Annotated in this window: 14 protein-coding genes and 1 tRNA gene; 6 read left to right on the top strand and 9 right to left on the bottom strand. The window is 65.4% G+C overall.

Going from position 1 to position 15362, the window contains the following annotated elements:
- Positions 1-66: 66 nt before the first annotated feature.
- Positions 67-429, bottom strand: coding sequence for a response regulator transcription factor (locus EH199_RS02915; RefSeq protein WP_190287095.1), 363 nt, complete (start codon positions 427-429; stop codon positions 67-69).
- Positions 430-672: 243 nt separating this feature from the next.
- Here EH199_RS02915 and EH199_RS02910 point away from each other — a divergent pair, with 243 nt between their 5' ends.
- Positions 673-1329: a response regulator transcription factor gene (locus EH199_RS02910; protein WP_124807877.1), complete on the top strand. Its 657-nt coding sequence runs from the start codon at positions 673-675 to the stop codon at positions 1327-1329.
- A 63-nt stretch (positions 1330-1392) separates the two neighbouring features.
- Here EH199_RS02910 and EH199_RS02905 read toward each other — a convergent pair whose 3' ends face one another.
- The 3 genes from EH199_RS02905 to EH199_RS02895 all read right to left on the bottom strand — a co-directional run bounded on the left by EH199_RS02905 (position 1393) and on the right by EH199_RS02895 (position 5265).
- Complete coding sequence (locus EH199_RS02905) at positions 1393-3600, bottom strand: TonB-dependent receptor (protein ID WP_190287094.1); 2208 nt, start codon at positions 3598-3600, stop codon at positions 1393-1395.
- A gap of 62 nt (positions 3601-3662) precedes the next feature.
- On the bottom strand, positions 3663-4382 hold the full coding sequence (locus tag EH199_RS02900; RefSeq protein ID WP_124807758.1) for a hypothetical protein: 720 nt from the start codon (positions 4380-4382) through the stop codon (positions 3663-3665).
- Between the two features lie 46 nt (positions 4383-4428).
- Positions 4429-5265 (bottom strand): alpha/beta fold hydrolase, encoded by an 837-nt coding sequence (locus tag EH199_RS02895; protein WP_223806439.1) that lies wholly within the window; start codon positions 5263-5265, stop codon positions 4429-4431.
- Positions 5266-5536: 271 nt separating this feature from the next.
- Here EH199_RS02895 and EH199_RS02890 point away from each other — a divergent pair, with 271 nt between their 5' ends.
- The 5 genes from EH199_RS02890 (at position 5537) to EH199_RS02870 (ending at position 12778) form a co-directional block, all read left to right on the top strand.
- Positions 5537-7897, top strand: coding sequence for a PAS domain-containing protein (locus tag EH199_RS02890; RefSeq protein ID WP_190287092.1), 2361 nt, complete (start codon positions 5537-5539; stop codon positions 7895-7897).
- A gap of 237 nt (positions 7898-8134) precedes the next feature.
- Positions 8135-8590 carry a (2Fe-2S)-binding protein gene (locus EH199_RS02885; RefSeq protein WP_124807755.1) on the top strand — a complete coding sequence of 152 codons (456 nt, stop codon included), beginning with the start codon at positions 8135-8137 and terminating at the stop codon, positions 8588-8590.
- A complete protein-coding gene (locus tag EH199_RS02880) occupies positions 8583-10745 on the top strand; it encodes a xanthine dehydrogenase family protein molybdopterin-binding subunit (protein WP_190287090.1) in 2163 nt (720 codons plus the stop codon). Before EH199_RS02885 ends, EH199_RS02880 begins: the two co-directional genes overlap by 8 nt.
- A complete protein-coding gene (locus EH199_RS02875) occupies positions 10742-12073 on the top strand; it encodes a cytochrome c (protein WP_124807753.1) in 1332 nt (443 codons plus the stop codon). The genes EH199_RS02880 and EH199_RS02875 overlap by 4 nt, the downstream gene beginning before the upstream one ends.
- A gap of 54 nt (positions 12074-12127) precedes the next feature.
- The gene (locus EH199_RS02870) at positions 12128-12778 is read left to right on the top strand and encodes a glutathione S-transferase family protein (protein WP_223806438.1); all 651 of its coding nucleotides are present in this window, start codon (positions 12128-12130) and stop codon (positions 12776-12778) included.
- A 286-nt stretch (positions 12779-13064) separates the two neighbouring features.
- Here the strand turns inward: EH199_RS02870 and EH199_RS02865 are convergent.
- The 5 genes from EH199_RS02865 to infA all read right to left on the bottom strand — a co-directional run bounded on the left by EH199_RS02865 (position 13065) and on the right by infA (position 15283).
- Positions 13065-13140 (bottom strand) — tRNA-Phe (locus EH199_RS02865).
- Between the two features lie 128 nt (positions 13141-13268).
- The gene (gene yacG / locus EH199_RS02860) at positions 13269-13451 is read right to left on the bottom strand and encodes a DNA gyrase inhibitor YacG (RefSeq protein WP_124807752.1); all 183 of its coding nucleotides are present in this window, start codon (positions 13449-13451) and stop codon (positions 13269-13271) included.
- The gene (locus tag EH199_RS02855) at positions 13448-14440 is read right to left on the bottom strand and encodes a ribonuclease (protein WP_124807751.1); all 993 of its coding nucleotides are present in this window, start codon (positions 14438-14440) and stop codon (positions 13448-13450) included. The genes yacG and EH199_RS02855 overlap by 4 nt, the downstream gene beginning before the upstream one ends.
- Entirely contained in the window at positions 14433-15038 is a 606-nt protein-coding gene (locus EH199_RS02850; protein ID WP_124807750.1) for a Maf family nucleotide pyrophosphatase, read from the bottom strand. The genes EH199_RS02855 and EH199_RS02850 overlap by 8 nt, the downstream gene beginning before the upstream one ends.
- Positions 15038-15283: a translation initiation factor IF-1 gene (gene infA, locus EH199_RS02845; RefSeq protein WP_100866134.1), complete on the bottom strand. Its 246-nt coding sequence runs from the start codon at positions 15281-15283 to the stop codon at positions 15038-15040. The genes EH199_RS02850 and infA overlap by 1 nt, the downstream gene beginning before the upstream one ends.
- Between the last annotated feature and the right edge of the window lie 79 nt (positions 15284-15362).

The raw sequence follows: 15362 nt of genomic DNA, 5'->3' as shown, positions 1-15362 counted from the left end.
GCTCTACCGTGGTATGCCCTGCTGCGCGCAAAGTCTCCGTGGCTGCCGCTGCGCGCGGGCGACGCTTCACATCATCCCGTTGCGAATGGATTTGATCGCGGCAACAAGCTGCTGGGGATTGAAAGGCTTGCGCAGGAAAAGGCGCACGCCGGCATTCCGGGCCTGCCGTTCGATCACCGGCGTGGCAAACGCGGTGATCATGATCGTGGGCATTCCAAAATCCCGCAGCGCATCGATCAGATCGAGTCCGGTCAGACCCGGCATCTGGAAGTCGGTGATGACGCAGAAGAAACTCGAGACATCGGCAGATTTAAGGAAATCGGTAGCCGACTTGAACGAAGCCGTGAGATAGCCGTGACTTTCCAGCATCCCTTCCAAAGCCTCACGCACGTCATCGTCATCGTCGACAATTCCGATTAGGGCCGGCATTTTCGGGGAAGGCCCAGGCACCAACATTGTCCTCTCGTTCGGGGTTGCTTGGCATTGCCAGGCCGGTGTTGCCGCTGGTGGTCATCGGCTACTTTGCGGCCAATTGATAGCAGTGTTGCGGCTGCATAGCTCTTGTTCTGTGGCTTCCCATACCGAGGTATGGGGCGCGGCGGCTGGCACTGCGGGCAAAGTCGATGTAGATTGGCGTCTCAATACAAGGCCGATCGGCCGGAAAGGCGATCCATGGCTACGGTCAGGGCAGCTCTCGTGCAGGAAGCATCGGCCCAGTTTACATCGCGGCAGCCGCTTGTCCTCGTCGTGGATGATGATCCCGACGTGCGCGCAAGCCTGCAGGATATGTTCGAATCCGTGAGCCTTGAAACGGCCGTGTTCGAATCCACCGCGGAGATGCTGCAGCATGGCATACCCGATCGGCCATGCTGCCTTGTGCTGGATTTGCGGCTGCCGGGCACCGGCGGACTCGAATTCCAGGCGCAGCTGCGGGAGATGAACCAGTTCGTGCCGATCGTGTTCATCACCGGTCACGCCGATGTCGCCACCTCCGTCAGGGCGATGAAGGCCGGCGCGATCGACTTCCTGCCAAAGCCCTTTCGTCAGCAGGAACTGCTCGACGTGGTGTCTCATGCGCTGCGGACCGAAGGTGAAAAGCACAGGGATGGCGGCGAGCGAAACACCGTGCGGCGGCTGGGCGAAAGCCTGACCCCGCGCGAAACGGATGTCTTGCGCGGGGTTGCGCGCGGCTTGCTCAACAAGCAAATCGCCTATGAACTCGGCATCACCGAAATCACGGTGAAGATGCATCGTTCAAGCGCGGGGCGCAAACTCAAGTCGATTTCGGTCGCCGATATGCTGCGCAAGATCGACCTGCTCGGCATCTAGGCGGACGCAGCCGATGGGTGGCACGGGTGCTTGGCCCTGCCGTGCCGGTAGGGGCTCCTGACCCTAAAGACTGAAGCCGAACTCCAACCCGAACGTGCGGGGCGGGGCCATGTTGCCGAGCGCACGGCTCGCGTCGAGATCGCCGGTGATGGAGATATTGGTAAATGCGCGCGTGTTCGTGAGGTTGTCGACGAACGCGGTGGCCTGCCAGCGCCCATGCGCGGGGATCCACGTTGCGCGGGCTTTCAACCACCACCAGGCAGCCTGAGTGGCACGCGCATCGCGAAAGGCGGTGAACCAGATCCGGTCCTGCCAGCTGGCATCGCCGCGCAGCCGAAGGATGGCGCCGCCACGCAGCGCAAAATCCCGTTCGGCATAGCCCAGTACGCGCCAGCGCGGCGCCTGGGGCAGCGGGTTTCCGGCAAGGTCTTGCGTGCCGAGGCCGGGCTGCTTGGTGTTGATGGTGGCGTAGCGCGAAAAGCGCGCGTTCAGCCAGGTCGCCCGCGCTGCGAACCGGAACTGCGGCCCGCTCGCGCCGCGCAGGCCCAGCTCCACGCCGTCGACCCTTGCGTTTGCCGCGTTGCGGATGAGCACGGAATTCGCGTCGACATCCTGCACCTGAAGGTCGCGGTAATCGTAGTGAAAAGCACTCGCTTCGATGTTCCAGTTCGGGCCGGCAAACCTGGCACCCAATTCATAGGACCAGATCTTTTCCGGGGCATACGGCGTGTTCTGCGCAGAGCCGAGGTTGAACCCGCCTGCCTTGTAGCCGCGCGTGGCCGAGGCGAAGATATGGCTGCGGTCCGAAAGCCTGTGGTCGATCACGGCCTTTGGTGTGAAGGACCGGAAATCGGCCGGAGCAAGGACCGAATTGTTCAGGGTCTGGAGGCCGGTGAAATCGAGCAGATTGCTCCCCTGGCGGCGTTCGCGCGTCCAGCGTCCGCCAACGGTGACTGTGGTGCGAGGCAGGATCGCGCCGCCAACCTCGCCAAACAGCGCATCGGCAAGGGTGCGCTGGTTGCCGTTGGCGCGCAGCAGGCAGCAGTCGGCACTGCCCGTGCCGCCCAGAAGCGTAACGAGGTAAGGGAAGAAGTACTCGTTGCGAACCGCATTGTGCTCGATGTAGTGCGAGGCGCCGAGCCAGTAAGTGAGCGTGGCCGAAGGCGCCGAGCGCAGCGCCAGGTCAATGCTCCATTGCCGGGCGTTTTCTTCCTTGTACTGGGTTTCGCCCAGCACGGTGCTGTTCGACAGATCGTCGAAGTTTTTCGGATGCGTCTGGCGGTAGGCTGCCGTCGCGCTCAATATGGTGCCCCCCAGATCAAGCTCGGCCCGGGCCATCAGGCCCCAGTTCAGCGGCCGGTTGAACGGCAGCACGGACGAGGCGATGGTGCGCGCTCCGACCGGGCCGACGATGCCTTGCGCAAGGCGCGCGAGGAAGACGGGATTGTTGCCATATCCCGACCCGGCAAAGTGGAACACCACGGCGCGGTCATCAGCCCGGCTGACATCGGCGGAGAGGGCAAGTTTCAGATTGCTGCGGGCCTGCCAGTCCAGCCGCAGGCGGGCGCTCTGGTCGTGCTGGTCCTCGGCGCGATCAACGTGTTCCTTGCCACTTGCATCGCGTCCGGTGATCAGCCGGGTGTAGCCGGCGTGATTGCTGCTCCCCACCGACAAGCGGATTGCCAGTCTGTCGGTCAGCGGGCCGGCAATGCTGGCGAAGGCATCGGCGCGGGCATAGTTGCCGAACGCCACGCGCCCGTCGGCCCGCCAGTCCTGCGCGGGGCCGCGGCTCACCAGATTGATCGCGCCCCCCGTGGCGTTGCGGCCATAGAGTGTGCCTTGCGGGCCTTTGAGGATTTCTATCCGGTCGAGATCGAACATCGCCGATGCCGCTGCGCTCGGCCTGCCAAGATAGACTCCATCGAGATTGACCGCGATGCTGCTGTCAAATCCGCCCAGGAAGGTGACCGCGCCGATCCCGCGCACGAAGATCTGGCTCTCGCCCTGATAGGCGGAAATCTGGAGGCTGGGTTCGATCATCGCCAGATCGGCAAACGAGCGGACCGAACGGGCCTGCAACTGCTGCCCGGTCAGAACGGTCAGGCTGGCGGGCACGGCGTCTGCGGGCAGCGGGCGGCGCAAGGCTGTCACGACGATGTGGGAGGTATCCGTCGCGGCAGCGCTACTGCCGGGATCGGTGGCGGACGCTGCCGAAGGCGCCGCGAAGAAGGCTGCGACGAACAAGCACGCGCCGAGAATCGTGTGCCGCATTCCGGGGTTTCTATCGGTAAATCGGTCGTACTGCCATGGTCGTTCCAATGGGCCGCGATGCATCAGCGCAGCACGATGTCGCCGAGATCGATCGACACGACGAGCGGCTCGGCCATCGGTTTGCCATCGGCCTGACGCGGATAGATGCGACGGCGGGTGGGAAACCGGATGCCCTGCACTTCGACATAGTCTGCGGGATAGTGGGCGCCCGGCGTGTTCCCGGCGATCTCGACGTCGTAATCGTGGCGCCGCAGCAGGCCGTCATTGCCGATGTAAAGCGTCTGGTGCGTGCTGTGGGTGGCGATGTGCGCGGGAAATGTCACCGCCAGGCGGCGCCATTGCTCCCCGCTTTCCTCCCAGGGTTCGATTTCCTGCGCCGTGACTCCCGGCTCGGCCAGCAGGAAGGGGAGCGTCAGATAGGTCCACATCGCGCAGCCGGCAAAGTAGGCCAGCTGCAGTTCGGTCCACGGGGTTTCGAGCGTATGCCCGGCAAACGAGGCGCGCGGGTCGGCCAGTTCTTCCAGCACGGTATCCGCGCCGGACAGCAACGCAACCCGATGCGGCGCGAACGCGGACTTGCGCGCCGCATCGCCGAAGGGCGCGTGCGAGGCCTGTTGGCGAGTCAGGTCTATGGTCACCACGGTATCGTCCAGCACGCCGCCGACCCCCTTGAGCGGCCAAAGCGCACCGCCTTGCGCGAGCCGCGCGGAAAGCGTGGTGAAGCGCTTCCATTGGTCCAGCCCGCCATGGGCGGCAATGGTTGCAGAAGCGAGGGGATCCATAGCGTGTCCTTCATTCGGCAGCGGGCGGCAATCGTCCGCAGGCTGCTCAGTGTCCGTCGAGAAACAGGAGGAGATGGGCCAGAAACAGTTCGGGATACTGGAACTGTGCCGCATGGCCAGCATCGGGATAGAGGATGAGTTGCGCATCGGGCAGATGCTGCTGGAGATGGAACGAATTGATCGTTGGCAGCATCACGTCGAGGCTGCCATTGACGACCAGCGTCGGGCAGCTGATCGCCGCAAGATCGGCGAAGCGTTCGCCGTGGGGCACAAGCCAGTCCCGTCCGGCGGCCACTTGCGCCATGATCGTGGCCATGCCGCTGGGCGGATCGACATCTTCTGTTCGTTCATGCCGGCGCTGCCAGAATGCCGCCGCGGCCGCGCGGCCCGCTTCGGAATGGCCGAAAAACAGCCAGGCAAAGTCCTCGAGGTTGGCGTTGCCACTGGCGCGCTGTGCCACTTCGGCCTGATAGGGCGTGGGTTCGCCGCCGCGCGGGCTGGTGCCTAGCAGCGCCAGCTTGCGCACGCGGTCGCCATGCTGCTTGGCATACGCCTGCGCGACCATGCCACCCATCGAGAAGCCGAGCAGATCGAACGTGCGAAGTTGGAGTGCATCGACAAATTCGGCGATGCATCCGGCCATGCCCTCGATCGTCGGTGGGGCGGTGCCCGTGGAACTGGCGACCCCGGCGTTGTTGACCAGGATGACCGGGCGTTTGCGGGCAAGGCCGTCGGTCAGCAAGGGGTCCCAGTGATCCATGCCTCCAGTGAAATGCTGGAGAAGCACGATGGGGTTTCCTCCTTCGTCGCCGAACCGACGATAGGCATAGCGCGTTTCGCCGACCACGACGTGCTGCGTCGGCGCTGTCTTGTGCTGGTTCAAGGGGTTCTCCTTTCGCGGAGAGCTTGAGCATGGCGGTTTGCGATAGCCAGACAGAACAAGGTAGGGGGAGGGCATACCAGCGCGCAGCCATCGCGGCCGAGCACCATATGGCTACAATGGTGTTCACGCACGGGCCGGGGCCGCTTCCAGGCGGCTTCGTACTTGCTCAGGCGGCAATAGGGGTTTGACCTTAGGCTCATGCGCTGCGGCGGCTTGTCAGGCGCGAATAGCGATGGAATGACAGGCAGATTGGGCGATGGGACCGATTGGCATGACCGACCGCAAATACAGCTATCTCTGGCTGCCTGGCGCCTTCTTCATGGCATGGGTGGTGTTTTTCCTCGACCGGGCCTCTGCGAATAATCTGCCTGTTTCCATTCTCCATCTAGTCGTAGTCGCAGCGGCCCTTGCGGGCGGCGGGGAAATCGCGGTTCTCGTCGGAGCGCCTGTCTGCATGGCGCTGGCTTTCGCCGCCCGGCTTCTGGCGCAGGCGGACCCGGCGCCGCTTGCTGCCGCAGCGCAGGCGCTGTTCCCCTGCATCGCGATCGGTGTTGTCGCATTCCTGTTGCTAAGCCAACGACGCCTGCGCGCGGCGAGCGCGGAGGCAGACCGCCGCCGGGCCGAGATCGAACATTTCCTCAACTCGGTCCCGTTCGTGCTGTGGCGGTCCAACCCGCGGGGTGAGATCGAATACCTCAACGAACACTGGACCCATGTAACCGGACTGGATCGCTCAAGCGTGCTGGCGAACGAGCGCTACAACGATGTCGTCCACCCGGATGACCTTGCCGCGCTTCATGCCGCGGTTCCCCATGCGGTCGCCACGCAGACCCTGACCGACCTCGAGGTCCGCGTGCGCCAGGCCGACGGTTCGTATCGCTGGATGCAAATTTACGACAAGCCAGTCCGCTCACCCATCACCGGCGAGATCGAGCGCTTCGGCGGGCTTTCCGACGTACATCAAGAGGTAACCGCGAAGGAGGAACTGCAAAAGGTCCGCAACGAACTGGAAGAAAGCCAACGGGAATTGACAGTTTTTGCGGATTCGGTTCCCCAGTTGCTCTGGCGCTCGACGGCGGACGGGAAATGGGATTTTCTCAACCAGCGCTTCACCGAGATTACCGGCGTTGAACGAGAGGAGGGCATTGCCGGGCAAACCTGGCGCGAATGCGTCCATCCCGAGGATATCGGGCCATTGCGCCAGGTGCTAACGCGGTCACTGGAAACCGGCGAAGATATCGCCTGCCAGGTCCGTCTGCGGCACAAGGACGGCAGCTATCACTGGATGTCGATGGCACGCCGGGCGGTGCGGTCCGCCGAGACCGGCGAGATACTGCGCTTCTATGGCGGCGCGACGGACATGCACAACGAGGTGTTGGCCCAGCAGCGCGTCAATGACCTGATGGCCAACCTCGAACGCAGGGTCGCCGAGCGGACGGCCGAACTGCTGCGCACGGAAGCGCGCTATTCGAGTCTGTTCGACGTGGGCGGCATCAGCTTCGCCGAGATGGACTTCAGCCTGACCAAGCCCATCCTCGAACGCATCAAGGCGCAAGGCGTCCAGGATTTGCAGGCGTACTTCGACGAAAATCCGCAGGTTCTCGAGGAATGCCTGTCGAATATCAGGACCACGCGGGTCAATCGGGCGCTCGCCCAGATGATGGGCTATGCGGACCTTGCCGAACTGGCGGCCAACCCGCCCGCGCACAACGCCGAGGACGGCCGCGACGTCCTGATAAGCCAGCTCGAGATGGTCTATTACGATCAAGAGCATATTTCCGGGCAGACCGTGCTGATCGGCAAGGATTCCCGCCGGATACCCGTTCATTTCAACGTGAACCGGCTGTCGGACGACCTGCACCTGTCAAACCTCGTCGACCTTTCCGAACAGCAGCGGATCGAGGAGACGCGCCGCGCCGCGCAGGACGAACTGGCGCGGGCCAACCGCATTGCAACGGTGGGTGCCTATTCCGCCACCATCGCGCATGAACTGAACCAGCCCATCGCGTCGATGGCGATGGATGTGCAGACCACCGTGCGCTGGCTCACCGGGGAAACACCCAATCTTGAGGCGGCGATCCGTGGCATCGAGCGGCTGACCCGGACGGTTCACCGTGTTCAGGCGATTGTCGAGCACACGCGCGAGAGTCTTGCGCCGCGGCGCCGCGAATTGCGGCGCGTCGATATCAGCGCGCTGGCGCGGGCCACCTGTGGTTTGCTCGAAAGCGAGGTCAGGAGGGCAGAGGCGCAATTGGTGCTGCACTGCGATCCCGATCTTGCGCTCGTCCTCGCCGATCCGGTCGAGTTCCAGCAGGTGCTGGTCAATCTCATCACCAATGCGGCGGAGGCAATGCTGGCGGGGACCGATCCGCGGAAGATCACCGTCGAAATCTCGAACGCTTCCGAAGGCATCGCGGTTTCGGTGCGGGATACCGGTCCCGGTATCCCGGACGATATCCTCGACAAGCTGTTCGAACCGTTCTTTACCACCAAGGCGACCGGCATGGGGATGGGGCTGCAGGTCTGCCGCAACGCGGTGCAGGGCATGGGGGGGAACCTGCATGTGCGGAACGAGCCGGGCGGCGGCGCGGTATTCAGCTTTACGGTGCCGGGTATCGCTGCCCTGGACTGAATGCCCGGCTGGGCGGGGTCGTGCCGCAGCAGCGCTCCAGACGCTGAGCTTCGGAATGTTCATGCACTGGATCGTCTGGCCTTGCGCTTGCGACAAGCGCCTTTGCAGGCGTGCGCCGGCGTCCTTTAAGGCTTCCACTCCCCGCTGCCCCTTTTTGCCGGCCAAAACCATACACAGGTAGGTCTGTCCGCGGCATCCGATCTGGCGTAACCTGCCCGAAAATCGGAGGAATCAGGCGTGACGACCATTAACGTGAACGGCCAGCAGCGTGAGGTCAAAGTCGATGCCGAAACACCGCTGCTTTGGGTGCTGCGCGACGATCTGGGGCTGACCGGCACCAAGTTCGGTTGCGGCATCGCGCAATGCGGCGCATGCACCGTCCATCTGGATGGCGCACCCGTCCGGTCCTGCCAATTGCCGGTTGGGGAGATTGGCAACAAGCCGGTCACGACCATCGAGGCGATCGGTACGACCCCGGCCGGCGCGCGCATCCAGAAGGCGTGGCTCGATCTGGACGTGATCCAGTGCGGTTACTGCCAGTCTGGCCAGATCATGTCGGCCGCGGCCCTGCTGGCCAGCAATCCGACGCCCGATGATGCCGCGATCGACGCCGCCATGGCTGGTAACATCTGCCGATGCGGAACCTATGTGCGTATCCGCGAGGGCATCAAGGAGGCGGCGCGTCATGGCTGATCCGGCTCTCTCGCGCCGACAGGTGCTGCGCGGCGCGTCGCTTGGCGCCGGTGCGCTGGTGCTTGGCCTTACCGTCCGGGGCGTTTCGGTGGTTGCGGCAACCGGCGCGGCCCCCGCCTCCGCAGCCTTCGCCCCCGACGCCTTCATCCGCCTGGCTGGGGACGGGAACGTAACCCTGGTGATGCCGCAGACCGAGATGGGGCAGGGCATCTACACCGCTTTGGCGATGCTGATCGCCGAGGAACTGGATGTCGCGCTTGAGGCGGTCAAGCTGGAAGAGGCGCCGGCCGACGACGCGCTCTACGGCAATCCGATCTTCAAGGTGCAGGCCACCGGCGGTTCGACATCGGTGCGCGGCTATTGGCCGGTCATGCGCAAGGCCGGCGCCAGCGCCCGTGCCATGCTGATCGCGGCGGCCGCGCGGCAATGGCATGTGCCGGCGGCGGAATGCCGCACCGAACCGGGTGAAGTCGTCCACCAGCCCAGCGGTCGACGCCTTGCCTATGGCGCGCTGGCCGCACAGGCCGCGCGCGAGCCGGTTCCGGCCGATCCGCCGCTCAAGTCGCCAGAAACCTTCCGCCTTATCGGCCATTCGCAGCGACGGCTCGATACCGCGCACAAGGTCGATGGCTCGCTCCGCTATGGTATCGACGCGATGCCCGAAGGCGTGCGGTTCGCCTCGCTGGCCTGCGCTCCGGTGGTAGGCGGGAAGGTCGTGCGGGTCGATGACCGCCCGGCCAAGGCGCTGCCCGGCGTGCAGCAGGTGATCGTGCTTGATGACATGGTCGCGGTGGTGGCCGAAACCAGCTGGGCGGCGATGTGCGCGCTGGCGGCGATGGACATCACCTGGAACGATGGTCCCAATGCCGCACTGGGCACTGCCGACTTGTGGGCGGATCTGGAAAAGGCATCGCAAGCAGAGGCACACGTCGCGCTGGATACCGGCGCAGCGGCGAAATTGGCGGGCGATGGCGTGATCGAGGCGCACTACGCCTTGCCTCTCCTGGCCCACGCCCCGATGGAGCCGATGAACTGCACCGTCCACCTCACGTCCGGAAAATGCGAGGTCTGGGTTGGCACGCAGGTGATGACGATGACGCAGCGGGCTGCCGCGCAAGAGGCAGGTCTGAGTCCGGACCAGGTGACGGTCCATAACCATCTTATCGGTGGCGGCTTCGGCCGGCGCCTGGAGGTGGACGGGGTCCGCAAGGCCGTGCGTATCGCCAAACATGTCGATGGCCCGGTCAAGGTCGTCTGGAGCCGGGAAGAGGATGTAGCGCGGGCGCCCTATCGCTCGGTCTATGGCGCCTGGCTCAAGGCCAGGATCGCGAACGGCAAGGTCGAGGCCTGGTCGCATCGCGTTGTCGGCCCCAGCGTGGTCGCGCGCTGGCTGCCACCCGCCTACGACGGCAAAATTGATAGCGATGCCGTCGATGGCGCGGCCGAGACGCCCTACGACATGCCCGCCCTGCTCGTGGACTGGGTCCGCCACGAACCACGCGGCGTGTACACCGCGTTCTGGCGCGGCGTCGGACCCAACATGAACGTGTTCGCCACCGAAAGCTTCGTTGATCGCGTGGCGCGCGAAGCGCGGCAGGACCCGCTCGCCTTTCGCCGCAGCCTGATCGGCAAACATCAACCCGCCCGCGCGGTGCTCGATCTGGCCGCGGAGAAAGCGGGCTGGGGCACGCCGCTGCCGGCGGGCGCGGGGCGTGGCATCAATCTGCAATACGTGTTCGGTACGTATCTTTGCACCGTGGCCGAAGTTGTCGTGGCCGAGGACGGCACGGTGGCGGTCAAGCGGCTGACCACGGCGGTGGACTGCGGAACGCCCGTCAATCCGGACGGCATCGTGTCCCAGATACAGGGCGGCATGGTATTTGGCCTTTCCGCCGCGCTCTATGGCCAGATCACCCTGGCGAACGGGCGGACGCAGGAAAGCAATTTTCACGACTACCGCGTCGTCCGCATCGACGAGATGCCGCAGATCGAGGTCCATATCGTGCCCAGCGCCGAGGCACCCGGCGGGATCGGCGAACCTGGCACGGTCACCGTCCAGGGCGCGCTCAACAACGCCATCTACGCCGCAACGGGCATCCAGCTCAGCCGGATGCCCGTCGATCCCTCCCTGCTAAGCAAGAGCGCCTGGCGATGAAAGGCACCCGCAAAACGATCTTCCTTGGCGCCATTGCGGCGCTTGCCATCGCTGGTGGACTTGCCTGGTGGCAAGTGGCCTTGCCGGGGCCGCTGGCGTTCGCGGGCGGCCGTCAGGTCGATCTGGCCACCTACCGCGGACGGTCGCCCACCGGGGTTCCATCCGAACTGGCGTCGGCTGATCCGCTCACGAAGGGCCGCTATCTGACCGAGGCCGCCGATTGTCAGGCCTGTCACACCGCCAAGGGTGGCAAGCCATTTGCCGGCGGGCGTGCGTTCAAGCTGCCGTTCGGCACGATCTACACCCCCAACATCACGCCCGACCGGGAGACCGGTATCGGGGCTTGGAGCGATGCCGAATTCGTGCGCGCCGTGCACAAGGGCATCGGCCGCGATGGCCAGCGGCTCTACCCGGCATTCCCCTACGCATCCTACGCCATGCTGACCGATGACGATGTGCTGGCGATCCGTCGCTATCTCGCCAGTCTGGCGCCGGTGCGGCAGGCAAACTTGCCCAACACTTTTAGCTTCCCCTTCAACCAGCGCTGGCTGATGGCGATCTGGGGAGCGCTGTTCAACCGCGAACCGGTGTTCCGTCCGGTCGCCGATCGCGATGCCCAGTGGAACCGCGGCGCCTATCTGGTCGAAGCGGCCGGCCATTGCGGCGAATGCCACACGCCGCGCACGCTGATGCAGGCCATGAACACCCGACAGAAGTTCGCTGGCGGCGCTGCCGAAGGCTGGAACGCCTACAACATCACCGGTGATCAGGTGAGCGGCATCGGGGCGTGGTCGTCGGACGACCTCGTCAGCTATCTTGCGCGCGGGCATGCGCCGCAACGCGGTGTCGCCTCCGGTCCGATGGCCGAGGTGGTTTCATTGAGCACCGGGCGGCTGACACCTTCGGACGTTGCCGCGATCGCGGCCTATCTGCGCACCATTCCCTCCATTCACAGCTCTGGCCTGCCCGCGATGGCCGGGCCGGCCAACCCCGTCGCTTCGCAAGGCCCGACGGGCAATCCTCACGGCAAGCGCGTGTTCGAGCAGGCTTGCGTCAGTTGCCACGCGTGGAGCGGCAAGGGAGCTGTCAGTCCTTTCCAGCAGTTGACCGGTATCCGGGCCGTCAACGATCGCACCGGCACCAATGTCGCGCTGATGGTGCTGAACGGCGGTGGTTCGGCGCATTCGCCCGGTCCCTACATGCCGGCCTTCCATGCCGCCTATTCGGACGCGGAGATCGCGGCGGTTGCCAACTACGTTACCGCCCGGTTCGGAACGCAGGCCTCGAATCTGACCGCGGCGAGCGTGCGGGAACTGCGAGAGCAGTGAGAGGGATCGCCCTGCCTTGATACATGTGCCGAATGCCGGGGCGGCGTTGCTGGAATGAAAGCGAAGCCCGCGATGAAGCTGTTTACCCATCCCGGCGCAAGTTCGCTCTCCGTCCATATCCTGCTGCGGGAGATCGGCGCGCCTTTCGCGCTTGAAGTGGTCGACGTATCGCTGAAGCGCCGACCGGACGGTTCGGACTATCGCGCCGTCGCCCCCCGCGGGATGGTGCCGCTGCTCCTGCTTGAAGACGATACATGGCTGACCGAGAACATCGTGATCGCCCAATATCTATGCGAACGGTTCGGCCGCGACGATCTGCTTCCCGCCGTTGGCACGATGGAGCGCTACCGGGTGCTCGAATGGCAGAGCTTTACCGCCGCCGAATTGCACAAGAGCTTCGTACCGCTGCGCTGGCCGCTTGACGAACGCGCGCGCGCCGTTGCGCTGGAGCGGATCGAGGGCCGTCTTGCGCAGGTCGAGCGCGATCTTGTTGGCCCCTTTCTGACAGGGGCAACGTTTACCGCCGCGGATGCCTATTTCTTCGTGATCGCCAGCTGGACGCGGTATTTCAAAATTTCCCTGGCGCCCTTTCCCCGCATCGCCGCGCTGCTTCGCCTTGTCGGCCGGCGGCCTTCAGTCGCGGCGGCCATCGAGGCCGAAGGGCAGGGCCTTGTCACGATCGACGAGACCATCCCTCTGCCTTAGGTTTCGCGCGCGATTAGCGTGTCCCAAGAGCGGCGTCGCCCCGCCGCCTGGCGAAGTTCGATCAGGACACGCATGAGTGCGCTATGGTGCCGCTTGAGGCTTCGCGTTGCGGATTGCGGTGTCCGTCAGAGCCATTGGGGGCACGCCTTTCGCCGGTTTCAAAGTGGCCCCCAGAATCACCCGCTTACGGGCGTGCAAAGGCGGACATCAGCGGTAAAGCCGACGCTAAAAGTGGCAGATTTCCGGGGTTTTTTCAAGCTTTGGCGGGGTTTGGCGAACAAGCCAATGGTGCCCGGGGACGGAGTCGAACCGCCGACACCGTGATTTTCAGTCACGTGCTCTACCAACTGAGCTACCCGGGCATCGCTGCGGACTTTCCCTCGAGAGGGTGTCTGGCGAATGGAAGCGCGCCTATAGCGAAGCGCGGCTGGCTTGTCCAGCCCTGATTTGCACTTTTCACCTCTATCTGCCGAACGCCGGCGGGGACAGTTCAATCCTGCGCATCGGGATCGGCCGGCGGGCCGGGGAGGGCATAGCCATCGTCCAGCCATTGCACCAGATCGCGATCGCGGCAGCGGGTAGAACAGAACGGCGCGTGGGCTTCCACGCGGGGCTTGCCGCAGATCGGGCAGCGGCGTTGCCCGTTCACGCGGGGAGAGGGTTTGAGGGTCATGCCGCGATTGCCTGCGCGAATCCGCCGTCGAGAGCAAGACCCGCGTCTTCGTGCCAGCGCACGCAGCGCCCGGTGCGGCGGACCAGTTCGGCTTCCCATTCCGCCGGCACGGCCCTTCGGAGCGCCGGAGCGGCGGTCAGCAGCAGCACGCCGGGATCGGGGACCCGTTCCGCCTGGCGCAGCAGGGTGCGCAGCGCGGCACCGGCGGGGTGCCGGGCGAAGCGCGCGACCAGCGAGGGCCGTTCGAGCCGGGCGACGAGCTGGACGAAGCCGAAGCCGTTCATGGCCGTGCGTTCGCCCTTCCATCCGGCCAGCGCTTCGGCGAGAGCGGCATCGACTGCAAGGCGGTCCCTCCGGTCCGCCAGCGTCGGGAAATCGATGCCGATCGATCCGCCGATGTCCAGCCGCGCGAGGGCGGCGGCAATCGCGGGGACGGCGGCGCGGGCCAGCATTGGCGGCGGCAATGTGCCGTCGATGTCGATCAGCGTCATCGCGGGCGTGGGGCTGACGAGGAGGCTGCCGCCGGCAAAGGCGATCTCGCCGCCTTGCGCCTGTTCGAGCAGTTCGTGCCAGCCGGCTTCGTCAAAGGTGCGGTCCGTGACCGGCACCGAACGGACCGGCAGGGGGCCGGCGCGCAGGTCTTCCAGCAGGCTGGGTGCAGGGGAGGGCGCGGCGTCCGCAGCGGCGGCGCGTGCCTGCGGCAGCTTGGTGCGGCCTTTTTCCGCGATCGCGGCGCGGGTTATGCGCAGCAGCACCGTCGCGCCTTCCGTGACCGCCGGATCGAGGCCATCGACCAGCGCTTCACCGCCATCGGCGAACCGCGCGATCCCGCGCCGGGCGCCCTTGTGCTTCACGATCACCTGGGCCGGTCCGATGAATCCGGGGCGCAGCATTTCGCCCCAGTCGACGCGCGCGGCGATGATTTCGCCCCGTTCCACAAGGATCGCGCGTTCTTCGCCGATCCCGGCCTCGTGCAGCCATTCAGCCAAGCGGGAATCCCGCGCGGCGCAGCAGCAGGCGGGTTTCGTAGAGCGGCAGGCCCATCACGCCGGAGTGGCTGCCGGAAAGCCACAGGCACAGCCCTTCCGCGCTGCCCTGGATGGCATAGCCGCCTGCCTTGCCCCGCCATTCGCCGCTCGCGATGTAGCCGTCGGTTTCTTCCTGCGTGAAGCGCTTGAAGCGGACGATCGTCTCGCTCAGCGCCTCGTGCAGGGTTCCGTCAGGCGTGACGGCGGCGACGGCCGAGAACACGCGATGGCGGCGGCCGGAGAGCAGCGCCAGGCAGGCGCGCGCGGTGGCTTCGTCTTCCGCCTTGGGCAGGATGCGTCGGCCCGCGCCCACCACGGTATCGCCCGCCAGCACCAGCGCGCCGGGCGCCAATGCGGCGGCGGCGCGCGCCTTTTCCGCGGCGAGGCGGACTGCGTGGGTGCGGGGCAGTTCGCCCTTGCCCGGTGTTTCGTCGATGTCGGTGGCCAGCACCCTGTCGGGCGTCACACCCAGCCGTGCCAGCAGTTCGAGGCGGCGCGGGCTGGCGGAGGCCAGGACCAGAGGCGGCAGCGGGGAAGGCGGCGTCGGTACGCCGGCCATCAGTAGGGGCCGGGGCCGCCCCGGCCGGGCATGAAGCGGTAGGTGATCCGGCCCTTGGTCAGGTCATAGGGCGTCAGTTCCACGAGCACTTCGTCGCCCACCAGTACGCGGATGCGGTTCTTGCGCATCTTGCCGGCGGTGTGGCCCAGGATCTCGTGATCGTTTTCAAGGCGCACGCGGAACATCGCGTTCGGCAGCAGTTCCACCACCGTGCCGCGCATTTCGAGGAGTTCTTCTTTCGCCATCGGCGCTTTCGGATGCCTTTTCGCTTGGTTGCGTGTGTCGCAAGCTTGTCGGAAACAGTCCCGCGCGGCGCGCCCATAG

This window comes from Novosphingobium sp. LASN5T (genome assembly GCF_003856955.1).
In the GTDB taxonomy this organism is placed as follows: domain Bacteria; phylum Pseudomonadota; class Alphaproteobacteria; order Sphingomonadales; family Sphingomonadaceae; genus Novosphingobium.
This window is presented reverse-complemented; position numbering and strand designations above follow the sequence as displayed.